Genomic DNA, 12,690 nt, shown 5'->3' with positions numbered 1-12,690 from the left:
TTGGGAGTGGCCATTTCCGCGTGCCGGTGTATCGCTGCTGTTTCGCTGTGATGCCGAGTTGTACCGGACTGTAGGGCGGCGGCGGGTTCCTACAGTGGGATACATTCGGCCGCTGGGCATGCCCCGGCGCCATCGGGTGCATATCGCTCCCCGCACGCGGGCGCGCAACGCGCCGATGCGCCCCCGATGCGGCGTCTTTGTATCCAACTGTACGAAACCCCTGCCGCAGCCACAGTCGCTGACAAAACCCCGGGCATCGGCACACGTTGCCGATACCTGCGTGGCCCGAAATGGCCTGCATCGACCACCGGCCCGCAGGACACACCCATGATCAGCACCGCCTCCTCCCTCTACACCCCACGCCTGGATGCCGTCGGCCGCTGGCTTTCGCCGCTGGCCCTGCGCGCCCTGCTCGCCTGGGAATTCTTTGAATCCGGCCGCGAGAAGCTGGGCGGCCAGAACTGGTTCGCCGATCTGGAAGGCCGGTTCCCGTTCCCCTTCTCCACCCTGCCCGCCTCGCTCAACTGGCAGCTGGCCACCTGGCTGGAACTGGTGGGCGCGGTGATGCTGCTGCTGGGCCTGGCCACGCGCTCGGTGGCGTACATCTTCTGGGTGCTCACCATCGTGGCCATCGCCGCCGTGCACTGGCCCGACCAGTGGAACGGTCTGGATGAACTCTGGCGGGGCTATGCGATCACCGACCAGGGCTACGGCAACTTCAAGCTGCCGCTGCTGTTCCTGGCCATGCTGCTGCCGCTGATCCTCAACGGTGCTGGATCACTCAGCCTGGACCGTCTGCTTGCCGGCCCGCAACACGCCGCCGCAGACGATGACGGCCTCGGCTGGGGCAGCAGCCTGATCGCGCTGCTGCTGCCGGTCGCCGCACTACTGCCCGGCGTCGGCTTCGGCGGTGCCCTGCTCGGCGCCGCGCTGTTGCTGGCCCATGTACTGCGCCGCCGCCGCAGCGCCTGATCCGCTTCCGCCCTTTCCCACCCTTCCTCGCATCGCATTCCGTCGCCTTCCAGCGGCGTCCATCCCGCACGCCCTGCGTGCACATCCCAAGGAGTCATCACCATGTCCGTCTCGACCAATAACACCTCTGCTTCCCGTCTGCCGCGCATCGGCGCCATCGGCATCGCCCTGGCCGGCGGCCTGCTGCTGGCCGGCCAGGCTGCCGCGATCCAGCCGCTGGCGATCAGTGCCGTGGCCATGAGCGCCGCCGCCGAAGGCAAGTGCGGTGAAGGCAAGTGCGGCGCCAACAAGGCCACCACCAGCAAGCCCGCCGGAAAGGCCAAGGTAGCCGAGGGCCAGTGCGGCGAAGGCAAGTGCGGCGACGCCTCGTTTGCCCGGACCGACCGTGACCACGACGGAAAGGTGTCGCGTGCCGAGTTCAATGCCGTGGCCGCCAAACGTGCCGCCGAATTCGACCGCATCGACACCGACCACGACGGTTACATCAGCGAGCAGGAAGCGCACGACTACCTGCGCAGCGTCTATACCGCCAATGGCAAGCCGATGCCGAAGGGCCTGTTCTCGCGCGTTGCCGACTGATTGCCCGCACCCGGTGCCGCCCTCGTGGCGGCACCTCATCCCGGAGTACCCACCATGTCCCTGCCTTTGCCTACCGCCAGTGCGGGCCTCGGCCTGCGCCGAGGCCTGATCGATGAACTGCTGGCGATGCCGGCCGATGCCATCGACTTCCTCGAATGCTCGCCGGACAACTGGATCGGCGTCGGCGGTGCACACGGTGCCGCGCTGCGCCAGCTGAGCGAGCGCCACCGCCTGACCTGCCACGGTCTTTCGCTGTCGCTGGGTGGCCCGGACCCACTGGACCGCACGCTGCTGCAACAGACCCGCGCTTTTCTCGACCTGCACCAGGTACAGCTGTACAGCGAACATCTGAGTTACTGCGCCGCCGGGGGCCACCTCTATGACCTGCTGCCGCTGCCGTTCACCGCCGAGGCCGTACGCCACGTTGCCGGTCGCATCGCCCAGGTGCAGGACAGCCTGGGGCGTCGTATCGCGGTGGAAAACATCTCCTACTACGCAGTGCCCGCTGCCGACATGAGCGAGATCGAGTTCATCACTGCCGTGCTTGCCGAAGCCGACTGCGACCTGCTGCTGGACGTCAACAATGTCTTCGTCAACGCCTGCAACAATGGCTACGACGCCTTCGATTTCCTGCGCCGCGTGCCGGCCCACCGCGTGGCCTCCCTGCATGTGGCTGGCCACTTCGACGAGGACGACGGCTTCAAGGTCGACACCCACGGCGCGCCGGTGAAGGGTGTGGTCTGGGCCCTGCTGCGCCAGGCCTATGCGCACGTCGGCGTGCGCCCCACCCTGCTGGAGCGCGACTTCAATTTCCCGCCGCTGGCCGAACTGCTGGCTGAAGTGCAACAGATCCGCAGGGCCCAGGCCGACGCCGAGTTGCCGGAGGTGGCCCATGGCTGAGTCCCTGGCCACGTTGCAGCGGCGCTGGGCCGACCATGTGCGCGATCCCTCGATGCCCGCACCCGATGGCATCGCGGCATGGCGGCTGGCGATCTACCGCCGCCTGTGCATCGACAGCCTGGACAACCTGCTGGCCGGCAGCCTGCCGCGCCTGCATCAACAACTGGGCGAAGCGCGCTGGCGTGGCCTGGTCGAGCACTACTATGCGTACCACGACTGCCACACCCCGCTGTTCCCGCAGATCGCCAGCGAGTTCGCTGCCTGGCTGGCGGCGCAGGACACGTTCGCGCTGCCCGGCTGGGCGGCGGAACTGGCGCACTACGAGAGCACGCAGCAGGCACTGCACATCGAAGCGCGTGATGCCGGGCATTCGTTGCACTCCATGCCTGCGGGCAGCGACGTGCTGGCGCTGTCGCCGCTGGTGCGGGTACTGGGCTACCAGTGGCCGGTGCATGAGGACGCCGGGTTGGACGATGCGCCCGCCAGCGAGCCGACGCTTCTGCTGCTGCGTCGCATGGCGGACGACCGCCTGCAGGTCGAGGAACTGGCACCGCTTGCATATGCGCTGTTGTCGGCATTTGGCAATGACGGTGCGCGCGTGGACGACGCCAGGCAGGCGCTGGCTGAGGCGCATGGCGTGGCCACCGATGCACTGCGCGTGGTGGCCGCGCCCTTGCTGGGCGAACTGTGCGCGGCCGGCGTGCTGGTCGCGCTGACCGGGTTCTGAGATTGCCGGCCAGCGGCCGGCACTACCTTTATCTGATTCGAGGTCTGACCATGGCTGTTTCCAACACTTCCTTGCTGCATGGCTGGCGCCTGTTCGTGGCCATCGCCGCAGTCCTGATCGCCTTTGCGCTGGCAGCCTTCGCTCTGCAACCGGATCTGGCCGAGGGCAGCCGCGCAGCGATCCGGGTCACTGCCCGCACGTCATTCCTGCTGTTCCTGGCCGCGTTTACGGCATCGTCATTTGCCACCCTGCTGCCCGGGCCGACCACCCGCTTCCTGATGCGCGAACGCCGCATCATCGGCCTGTCGTTTGCGTTCTCGCACCTGCTGCATGCCTTCGCCATCACCGCGTTCGGCATCCTCAATCCGGCGTTCTGGCCAGCGCGCTCCGCCCTTGCCAATCTTCCCGGAACGATGGGTTACGTGGCCATCCTGGCGCTGGCCATCACCTCGCACCGGAGCATCGCCCGGCGCATGGGCCCAACCGCCTGGCGGCGACTGCACGTCACCGGCATGTGGGTCATCGCGGCGGTGTTCACCTATTCGTACTTCAAACGTGTACCCACGAACTTCTGGTATTCGGTGCCTTCGGCACTGCTGTTCACCGCCTTCGTGGTCCGCTGGATCGCCAAACGTGCTCAGTCGCTGCGCCGCAGCGCCCACGCCCGTCCTTCCCTGCCAGCGGCCTGATCATCCCAAACCGGAGTTTGAACATGACAGTCTCTTCCTCTCGCCGCCGTGCACTGGTCATCGGCGGCTCACGCGGTATCGGTGCGGCCATTGCGCAACGCTTGGCCGTTGATGGCCATGACGTCGCCATCACCCACGTCTCGCGCCCCGATGGGGCGCAGGCATCGCTTGATGCCATCCGCGCGCACGGTGGCCGCGCGCTCGCCTTCCAGGCTGACAGCAGCGATGCCGATGCGTTGCGCCGGGCCGTGGCCGCCGCTGCCCAGGCCTTCGGTGGGTTGGATGTGCTGGTGGTCAATGCCGGCCTGTACCGGCATACACCGATCGACAGCGTGGATCTGCCTACGCTGGACCAGCTGCTGGCGGTGAACATACGTGGCGTGGTGCTGGCCATCCAGGCGGCCCTGCCGCATCTGTCCGGCGGTGGCCGCATCATCACCATCGGCAGCAACACTGCCGTGCGCAGTGGTTCGCCCGGCAGCAGCCTGTATGCGATGAGCAAGGCGGCGGTGGCCGCTCTGGTGCGCGAGCTGGCGCTGGAGCTGGCCCCCAGCGGCATCACCATCAACAACCTGCAACCCGGCCCGACTGCGACCGACATCACCGCCGGGCTGGATGAAAAGCTTGCTGCGCGGGTACCCCTGGGCCGCATTGCCCAGCCTGCCGAGATCGCGTCATTGGCCAGTTGGGTAGCGGGGCCGGAAGCGGGCTACATGACAGGCAGCAGCCTGACCATCGATGGAGGCTTCATCCTCTGAGCCGTTGCACGATCCCCCATCCCACACCCCACCGCATCACGGCGCCCGGCGCAGGGTGATCATCGTAATCTCCGACGGTACGCCGATGCGGGCCGGGAACCCGGCCCACAGGCCGGCACCGTTGCTCACGTACAGCGTCATGCCATCCACCGCGTAGCGACCGGAGACGAAGCCGCCGTTGGCGCGCTTCACCAGCTGGTCCATGCCGATGATCTGTCCGCCATGGGTGTGCCCGGACAGCTGCAGCTTCACCCCGCGTGCAGCGGCCTCGCGTGCATTGCGTGGCCGATGGTCGAGCAGGATCACCGGTGCGCTGGGGTCGGCACCGGCCAGGGCGGCCTCCAGGTCGGGCAGCGGCAGGCCATAGCGTGCGGCTACCGGGTCGGTGACACCGGCGATGGTCAGTGCTGCCTCACCACGGCGCACCTGGGTGTGGCTGTTTTCCAGCACCTGCATGTGCAGCGCGCGGAACGCCTGCATCCATTCGCTGTACTGCGCGTAGTACTCGTGGTTGCCGGTAATGGCGATCACCCCGTCCGGCGCACGCAGGTCCGCCAGTGGGGTGTAATCGTTGCGGCGCGCCTGCACGCTGCCGTCGATCAGGTCGCCGGTGATCACCACCAGATCCGGTTGCAGTGCGTTGCTTGCAGCCACGACCTGGCGCACCCAGTCGCCGGTCAGCAGGCGACTGGCATGGATGTCGGTGAGCTGCAGCACACGGTAGCCATCGAAGGCCTGCGGCAGGCCGCTGATGGCCACCTCGATCTGCCGTGGCTTGGGTACGGCCATGCCCTGGCTGACACCGAAGGCACTGAGCAGCAGCGCCAGCACCGCGGCAGTCGGGCGCAGCGCCTTGCTGCGCAGTACGCAAAGGGCGCGCGGGGCGCGCAGCAGGCGCGCGGCCAACAGGCCCGCGTCCAGCACCAGCAACGCCAGGGCCAGGAGCAGCACGGCGGTGGAACCGGTGGCCAGCGTGGCAATGGCCATCTTCGGAATTTCCGGGGAGGCCATCGTGCCCCAGAAGCTGGCGACGATGCGCAGCTGCACGGCAATGCCCACCAGCAGCACCGACAGCACCACCTTCGACCAGACAGGCAGGCGCAGCGGCCAGAACAGGCGCCAGGCCACATACAGGCCCATCAGAAAACCAATCGTACTCAGCACTACGACAATCCAGAACGGCGAACAGGCCCGCCATGGTGACGGCAGAAGATGGCAATGGATAGAGCCGGGCATGGGCCCAGCCCCGACATCGTCACGCTTCTGGCAGGCGTTCCACCCGCAACCGCGTGATGCGCCGCTTCTCCATCGCCAGCACGGTGATGCGGATACCGGCCACCTCCAGCGTGTCGCCGATGTCGGGCAGGCGTCCCAGTTGCTCCAGCACCAGCCCGGAAATGGTCATGTAGTCCGCGCTGCGCGGCAGCGACACGCCGGCCAGCCGCTGCAGGTCGTCCAGGGTCAGCGCGCCGTCGGCGTCCCAGCAGTCCTCGCCCTGTGCAACCACGCCATAGCGCTCGTCCTGGGTATCGGCCAGATCACCGGCGATCGCCGCCAGCAGGTCGTTGGCCGTTACCAGGCCTTCCACGCTGCCGTACTCGTCCACCGCCACCGCCAACGGCACCGGGTGCTGGCGGATCAGCTCCAGGGCCTGCAACGCACTGGCGCTGGACAGCACGTACTGCGGCTCGCGCAGGTTGCCTTCCAGTTGCAGTGGCTTGCCCTGCAGCAGGTCGGCCAGCAGGTCACGGCTCTGCACCACGCCACGCAGGCTGTCCAGGTCGCCCTCGCCCACCAGCATCCGCGTATGCGGCGACGCCACCAGGCGCGCGACCACATCGTCGTGACCACGCGCCATGTCGATCCACTGCACGTCGGCACGCACCGTCATCACGCTCGATACCGGACGGTCGGCCAGGCCCAGCACACTGCGGATCATCTCGTGCTCGGCGGGCTGCAGGCGTTCTTCGGTGCTGCCGCGCTCATCGGTTTCATCTTCATCGTGGCCATTGGCCTGGCGCGCACCCAGCAGCCGCAGCACGGCATCGGCAGTACGCTGGCGGAACGGCTGGCGCTGCTCGTTGCGCTCGCGGTTGAAACGTATCCACTGGTTGAACGCTTCCACCAGGATCGAGAACGCGATGGCCGCGTACAGGTACCCCTTCGGAATCCTGTAGCCCAGGCCCTCGGCCACCAGGCTGAAACCGATCATCAGCAGGAAGCCCAGGCACAGCACCACCACGGTCGGGTGCTTGTTGACGAAGCGGGTCAGCGGCTTGCTGGCCAGCAGCATCAGCGCCATCGCGATGGTCACCGCCGCATACATCACGCCGAGGTTGTCGACCATGCCGACCGCGGTGATCACCGAATCCAGCGAGAACACCGCATCGAGCACCACGATCTGCGCCACCACCATCGCAAAGCTGGCATAGACCTTCTTGCCGTCCTCGTGATGCTCGCGGCCTTCAAGCCGCTCGTGCAGCTCCATGGTGCCCTTGAACAGCAGGAACAGGCCGCCGCCGAGCAGGATCAGATCGCGGCCGGAGAAGCTGTGCTCCAGCAGCGTGACCAGTGGTTCGGTCAGTTTCATGATCCAGGCCAACGCAGCCAGCAGCACCAGCCGCATCAGCAGCGCCAATGCCAGGCCGATCACCCGCGCGCGGTCGCGCTGGTGCGGCGGCAGCTTGTCGGCCAGGATCGCGATGAACACCAGGTTGTCGATGCCGAGAACGATCTCCAGCACGACCAGGGTTGCAAGGCCCATCCATATCGAGGGGTCAGCCAACCATTCCATTTCAGGTCCGTTTCGTCAGTAAGGGAAAAGTGGTGCGGTGCAGGCGTGCGGCGCGGCCAGGCTCAATCCGCATCCTGCGCCTGCGCAGGGTCATGCCCGAGCAGGTCGCCAGGGCTGCATTGCAGTTCGCGGCAGATCGCATCGAGGGTGGAAAAGCGGATTGCGCGTGCCTTGCCGGTCTTCAGGATCGACAGGTTGGCCAGGGTGATGTCGATGCGCCCGGCCAGCTCGGACAAGGTCATGCCGCGCTGCTGCAGCATGCGGTCGAGGGTGATGACGATCGCCATCAGATCATGCCCATCAAATCACACCGTCCAGATCGTCGCGCATCGCTGCGCCAACGGTGAACACCCGCGCCAGCACGAACAGCATCAGCACGGCCACCAGGCCGGTGATCGACATGCCACCGCCAACTTCCATCCACGCAAAGTCCGGCCCCATCCAGCTGGCATACAGACCGATCACGATGGACAGCACCTCCATCGCCAGCATCAGCCAGGCCATGCGTTGCAGGCGTACGGCATTGGCATGGGTGAAGGGGCGTTCGTTGGCCGCAGAACGCAGCAGCCGCGCCAGGTGGCGCAGGAACACCAGGCACAACACCAGCAGCGCGACGATGGCGGCCAGGCCCACGCAGAAATGCAGGAACAGATGCGAACCGTGCATGGCCGCGGCCTGCGCGTCGTGCACGCTGTCCAGCAGCCAGCTGCGGTCGTAGGCCACCAGCGGCACCGCCAGCAGCGCGGCCAGGATGCCCAGCCAGCACATCGCGCGCACCGCTTGCACGGCGGTCTGGGCCAGGGTGAACAAGCCGCGCGCAGGAAGGGCGCGGGCGGGACGAGCGGTCAAGCAGCCTCCGATGTGGAGCGGCCCTGCCGCCCCGGGGTGGATTTATCGATAAACGATATATCACATCCCCGGGCTGTTGGCTGAATCGCGTGTACTCCGGCAGCGCTACCGGGCGGGTGCCGGTGCAGGCGGCGCGGCCTGTTCGCGCATCGCTTCGCCCGGCGTGGCCGAGGCCATCGCCTGCACCCCGGCCTCGGCGGCCTGCCGGGTGACCAGCCGGAAGCGCACGCGCAGCTTGCTTTCGCCCGGCGTTGCCCAACCGTACTGGATCGCCACCTGGTCGCCGGACAATGGACCGCGCGATGGCAGCGAGCGGATCTGCAGCGGCTTCGGTGCGGCCTGCATCAGCCGCGCGAAGCCCTTCTGCACTACCGCCGGGTCGGCCTTCTCGGCATACACGGTGCAGGTGCCATCATCGGCCCAGCTGACCGCGTAGCGGCCACTGGCCAACGGCACCATCCATGCCATGCCCGGCTGGCCCTGCAGCAGCGTAGCGGCCTCGGCCGGCTGCAGCGGCGTCAGGCCATTGGCATCCATCAGCGACTGCAGCCGCGCCGGCGCGCCGATGTGCTGCATGCAGGCAGTGTCGAAGAGTTCGCTGAAGGGATCCTGCGCCGGTACCTTCGGCGCACGCGCAGGCTGGGCCATCACCACGATCGGCAGCAGCAGGCCAGCGATCAGCCAGGGCGCAGGGCGCATCGGAACTCCACGGAACGGAAAACAGCGGGGAGGATGACAAAGCCGGGAGGCAGTACGCAACGGCCCCCCCCGCGCTTGACATCACCTGCCACCAGGGGGAACATCAGTTAACGAATTAGTTAACTGCAACCATGGACCGCATCTTCGAAGCCCTGGCCTCCACCGCACGCCGGCAGATCCTGGCCTACCTCAGCGCCGGCGAACTCAGCGCCGGCGAGCTGGCCGAGCGCTTCGATTTCAGCAAGCCGGCACTCTCCAGCCACCTGCGCATCCTGGAAGACGCCGGCCTGATCGAACGCGAGAAGCGCGGCCAGTTCGTGTACTTCCGGCAGGTGCCCGACCGCCTGGCCAACACACTGTTTTCCTGGGCCGCCGAAGTCTGTCCGGTCGGCGGCCCGCTGAAGCGCGAAGCGCGCGCACGCCGCAAGACACCCGCCCGCTGAGGAGCACTGCGATGCCCGGTTCGACCCGCACCAGCCGTTCGTTCCCGAGTATCCAGCTTCCGGCACACGACGGTGGCGGCCCGGTGGAAGTCACCCTGATCGCGCAGCTCGGCATCGGTGCCGGCGATGCGCTGGTAAGCGATGCCAGCCAGCGCCAGCGCCACCACCCGGCCTTCATCGATGCGCTGGACGAGCCCTCGGCACGGCTGGGTGGCATGCACCTGCAGCACGGCGATCCGTCATCGCTGTACAGCTTCGTGGTGGGTGCCGGCGGCCATCCCTTCCACCGCCATGCCGGGCCGCGCATGTTCACCGCCATCGCCGGCAGTGCCGGTGCCGAGCTGCGGTTTGCCAGCGCATCCGATCAGCAGCTGGCGGACGATCCCTCGCACTTCCTGCGGTCGCTGCGTCGTGTCCGCATCCCGCCCGATTGCCTGTTCACCGTGCGCTTTGGTGGTGGCACCTGGCACCAGTTCGCCTCGAACAGTCCTGCCCACCCTGCCCTGTTCGCGCTCTCGTGCCACAGCAATGAACTGGCCGGGGCAATGAGCGCGCAGGCGCGCGCACTGGCACAGGCAAACGCCGCGGACATTCCCAGCCTGACCGACGTGCTGCCAGCAGCGCACTGGCCCAGCGCAACCACACTTGCCGCCACGCCGTTGCTGCAACTGTCACTGCAGGCGGCGGCGCCCAGCCTGCGCGCACGCCTGTGCGTGCAGACGCGCACGTTGCTGGGGCCGCTGCGTCGCTTCAGCCTGGAGCCACTGCGCGGATTCGTGGAGCGGGCGACGCCGGCGTACCCGGTCTGCAGCAGCGCGTCGTCGCCTCCAGCGGGAATGCTCGCCAGCGCCCTGCCGCACGGTCACTACAACGACACGACCACGCTGACCCTGCACGGCGGGCAGACCCGCCATCGATCGGCCTCCGCCCTGCTGGCCGACATACTGGACGGGTTCCTGCGCAACCCGCCGGCGGGCGTCGGCCGCTTGATGGCCCTGCGCAATCGTCTGGTTGCACCACTGCGTCTGCGCACCTCGCCGCTGGGCTGCCCGGTGTCGTCGCTGCTGTCCACCGATCGCAGCCGCGTGTTCGGCGGACGTTTCCCGGTGCTGGATGCCCAAGTAGATGCGGAAGACCGGTGTGCCGAAGTGCTGCTCGGCGCAGACGACCGCCATCTCCGCTTCCGCAGCAGCGTGCGCGTGCAGTTCTGCGAGGACGGCCAGGTCCAGATCAGCCTGGGCTCGCGCGTGCAGACGCTCAATGCGTTTGGCCGCTTCTACATGGCCATGATCGACAGCGCGCATCGTCGTTACGTGGCCCCGGCACTGCTGCGCCGCGCCGTTGAACATGCGCTGGCACCGGAACTGGCCGCGTGGTCCGGCGCGCCTGCGCATTCCTGAGCTGGGGCAGCAATGTGCAGGGGCCCTGGGCGGCCCCCGCGATCAGACCACGATCTCGCCTTCGTCCTCGCCATCCCAGTAATGGATGCGGCTGGCGTGTACGTGGATCAGCACCAGACCCGGCGTATCCACGCCCTGCTCGAACCACCGCTCCAGGTCCTTCACCCAATGCTGGGCCATCGTGGCGCGATCGCGGATCAGCGCCGCCCTGCCCTGCACGTGCACGAACAGCGGTGGCTTGCCCAGCAGCGACTTGCTGCCGGTCAGGCCCAGCGCCACGTTCGGGTCGGCACTGATCTCGCGCACCATATCGGTGTTTTCCATGGTGAAGAACCAGCTGTCGCCGTCGTAGTCCACATCGCCGTTGTTGCTCATCGGGCGGCCAGCGATCTGGCCGCCGGCATGGGTCTGCAGCATGGTGAAATCGATGCCGGCCATTTTCTTGGCCAGTTCGGGAAGGGTGAGCGTGGTCATGGGCAGTTCCTTCAACAGATGGGTGTCCAGCGTCTGCTCGACGCGGTGACCGATGCGTGGATGGCTGCTGGCGCCTTCTTCACGCAGTGGCCGTAGTTGGCATTCCCGCATGCAGCGCGCCCGCGCCGCGGTGACCGTCACTCATCAGCGCGGATAGCGGAACACCAGGTCATCCGGATCGCTGCGCACCGCCTGCGCGTCCAACACGCCGCCGAGGCGGACCGCCACTGCCTGCGAGGCGTGGTTGTCCGCTGCCATGTAGCTCACCAGCGTCGGCAATCCGCGCACCACGAACGCCCAATCACGCAGCGCCGCCGCCGCCTCGCTGGCGAAACCCTGCCCTTCCTGCCCGGCATACAGCAACCAGCCCAGTTCCTGTTCCGGAAACAGCGGGCCATGGTTGATGCCGACCTGGCCGATGCACTCGCCCGTGTCGCGGCGCTCGATCATCAACGCGCCGTGGCCGAACAGATGCCAGCTGGCCAGGTCGTGGCAGAACTGCCCCCACGCGGCGACCTCAGCGAACGGCCCGCCCATGCCGCGCGCACGGGGCGAGGCCAGGAACGCGGCATACACCGGGAAGTCGTCCAGGCATTGCGCGCGCAGGCGCAGGCGCGGTGTCTCCAGCACTGGGATGTGGATCATGCGTGTGCCAGTCAGTACACGGCCAGGAAGCCGCAGCCGCGGCGTTGTGGTTGGCCCTCGACAGTCACCCGCACGCTGGCCGATGTATCCACGCCTTCGGCGTTGCGGCAGGGCTCGCGCTTGATCTCGACGATGGTGGGCTGCGTGCCCAGCTCACCGTTGAGTACCGTCAACGAACTGGGCGCACCGGCCGGCTGGCCGAGGTAGCGCAGCGTTCCAGCGCTGCTGCGGCCAGCAACGGTGAGCGTGGCATCGTGGTTGCCCTTGCCGGTGGAGGCGATCTCGATGGACCAGCCGGCGCCCCCGCCGGTGAAGGCGGGCACCGGGCTGGCATCAGCGGCAATCGACGGATGACGTGGCGCATCGGCGCCCGGATCGGGCCGCGGTGTGCTGCTGGCGCAGCCAGCGAACAGGCCCGCCAGCAGCGTGGCAGTCACAACGGAACGCAGGGTCATGGCGTACTCCTGGGACGGGCGAATGGCCAGTCTAGACAGCAGCGCGTGCGCCACCGATGAACATGCGCCGCGCGCTCATCCTTCATCGCCCTCGGCGTCCGGGTCGTAGACCAGCAGGTCTCCGGGCTGACACTGCAGGTACTCGCAGATCCGCGCCAGCGTGTCGAAGCGCACGCCGCGCACGCGCCCGGACTTGAGCAGCGACAGGTTCGATTCGGTGATGCCCACATGCTGCGCCAGCTCGCGCGAGCGCACCTTGCGCAGCGCCAGCATGACATCGAGGCGGATGACGATGCTTCCCATCGG

General features: G+C 67.6%; 17 protein-coding genes. 8 read left to right on the top strand and 9 right to left on the bottom strand.

Annotation, left to right across the window (positions count from 1 at the left end; genetic code table 11):
- Positions 1-327: 327 nt before the first annotated feature.
- From M2299_RS04885 to M2299_RS04860, 6 genes are all read left to right on the top strand, one after another.
- On the top strand, positions 328-972 hold the full coding sequence (locus tag M2299_RS04885) for a DoxX family protein (RefSeq protein ID WP_280883975.1): 645 nt from the start codon (positions 328-330) through the stop codon (positions 970-972).
- A gap of 102 nt (positions 973-1,074) precedes the next feature.
- Complete coding sequence (locus tag M2299_RS04880; RefSeq protein ID WP_025873912.1) at positions 1,075-1,551, top strand: EF-hand domain-containing protein; 477 nt, start codon at positions 1,075-1,077, stop codon at positions 1,549-1,551.
- Positions 1,552-1,605: 54 nt separating this feature from the next.
- Positions 1,606-2,451 (top strand): DUF692 domain-containing protein, encoded by an 846-nt coding sequence (locus tag M2299_RS04875; protein ID WP_223484857.1) that lies wholly within the window; start codon positions 1,606-1,608, stop codon positions 2,449-2,451.
- Entirely contained in the window at positions 2,444-3,178 is a 735-nt protein-coding gene (locus tag M2299_RS04870; protein WP_280883974.1) for a putative DNA-binding domain-containing protein, read from the top strand. Before M2299_RS04875 ends, M2299_RS04870 begins: the two co-directional genes overlap by 8 nt.
- 50 nt (positions 3,179-3,228) lie before the next feature.
- Positions 3,229-3,867, top strand: coding sequence for a ferric reductase-like transmembrane domain-containing protein (locus M2299_RS04865; RefSeq protein ID WP_280883973.1), 639 nt, complete (start codon positions 3,229-3,231; stop codon positions 3,865-3,867).
- A 23-nt stretch (positions 3,868-3,890) separates the two neighbouring features.
- Complete coding sequence (locus M2299_RS04860) at positions 3,891-4,625, top strand: SDR family oxidoreductase (RefSeq protein WP_025873916.1); 735 nt, start codon at positions 3,891-3,893, stop codon at positions 4,623-4,625.
- 36 nt (positions 4,626-4,661) lie between these two features.
- On the opposite strand, the gene M2299_RS04855 is transcribed toward M2299_RS04860, so the two are convergent.
- From M2299_RS04855 to M2299_RS04835, 5 genes are all read right to left on the bottom strand, one after another.
- Entirely contained in the window at positions 4,662-5,798 is a 1,137-nt protein-coding gene (locus tag M2299_RS04855) for a metallophosphoesterase (RefSeq protein WP_100436584.1), read from the bottom strand.
- Between the two features lie 82 nt (positions 5,799-5,880).
- Positions 5,881-7,419 (bottom strand): TerC family protein, encoded by a 1,539-nt coding sequence (locus M2299_RS04850; RefSeq protein ID WP_099783194.1) that lies wholly within the window; start codon positions 7,417-7,419, stop codon positions 5,881-5,883.
- Between the two features lie 62 nt (positions 7,420-7,481).
- The gene (locus M2299_RS04845) at positions 7,482-7,706 is read right to left on the bottom strand and encodes a helix-turn-helix transcriptional regulator (protein ID WP_025873919.1); all 225 of its coding nucleotides are present in this window, start codon (positions 7,704-7,706) and stop codon (positions 7,482-7,484) included.
- A 13-nt stretch (positions 7,707-7,719) separates the two neighbouring features.
- Positions 7,720-8,187, bottom strand: a complete 468-nt coding sequence (locus M2299_RS04840) for a DUF2975 domain-containing protein (RefSeq protein ID WP_059063423.1) — start codon at positions 8,185-8,187, stop codon at positions 7,720-7,722.
- Between the two features lie 186 nt (positions 8,188-8,373).
- Complete coding sequence (locus M2299_RS04835; protein ID WP_280883972.1) at positions 8,374-8,967, bottom strand: hypothetical protein; 594 nt, start codon at positions 8,965-8,967, stop codon at positions 8,374-8,376.
- Between the two features lie 131 nt (positions 8,968-9,098).
- Between M2299_RS04835 and M2299_RS04830 the strand changes: the two genes are divergently transcribed.
- A complete protein-coding gene (locus tag M2299_RS04830; protein ID WP_025873922.1) occupies positions 9,099-9,410 on the top strand; it encodes a metalloregulator ArsR/SmtB family transcription factor in 312 nt (103 codons plus the stop codon).
- 11 nt (positions 9,411-9,421) lie between these two features.
- Entirely contained in the window at positions 9,422-10,810 is a 1,389-nt protein-coding gene (locus M2299_RS04825) for a DUF2867 domain-containing protein (protein ID WP_280883971.1), read from the top strand.
- Between the two features lie 42 nt (positions 10,811-10,852).
- Here M2299_RS04825 and M2299_RS04820 read toward each other — a convergent pair whose 3' ends face one another.
- The 4 genes from M2299_RS04820 to M2299_RS04805 form a co-directional block, all read right to left on the bottom strand.
- Positions 10,853-11,284 (bottom strand): pyridoxamine 5'-phosphate oxidase family protein, encoded by a 432-nt coding sequence (locus tag M2299_RS04820; RefSeq protein WP_025873924.1) that lies wholly within the window; start codon positions 11,282-11,284, stop codon positions 10,853-10,855.
- 144 nt (positions 11,285-11,428) lie between these two features.
- Positions 11,429-11,929, bottom strand: coding sequence for a GNAT family N-acetyltransferase (locus tag M2299_RS04815; protein ID WP_032975904.1), 501 nt, complete (start codon positions 11,927-11,929; stop codon positions 11,429-11,431).
- Between the two features lie 11 nt (positions 11,930-11,940).
- Positions 11,941-12,384, bottom strand: coding sequence for a hypothetical protein (locus M2299_RS04810; RefSeq protein ID WP_223484853.1), 444 nt, complete (start codon positions 12,382-12,384; stop codon positions 11,941-11,943).
- 75 nt (positions 12,385-12,459) lie between these two features.
- Positions 12,460-12,687 (bottom strand): helix-turn-helix transcriptional regulator, encoded by a 228-nt coding sequence (locus M2299_RS04805; RefSeq protein WP_280883970.1) that lies wholly within the window; start codon positions 12,685-12,687, stop codon positions 12,460-12,462.
- Positions 12,688-12,690: the final 3 nt, after the last annotated feature.

Origin of the sequence: Stenotrophomonas sp. 1278 (assembly GCF_029892765.1) — a bacterium.
Classification (GTDB): domain Bacteria; phylum Pseudomonadota; class Gammaproteobacteria; order Xanthomonadales; family Xanthomonadaceae; genus Stenotrophomonas; species Stenotrophomonas indicatrix.
The sequence above is the reverse complement of the archived record's forward strand: the minus strand, read 5'-3'. Positions and strand labels throughout refer to the sequence as shown.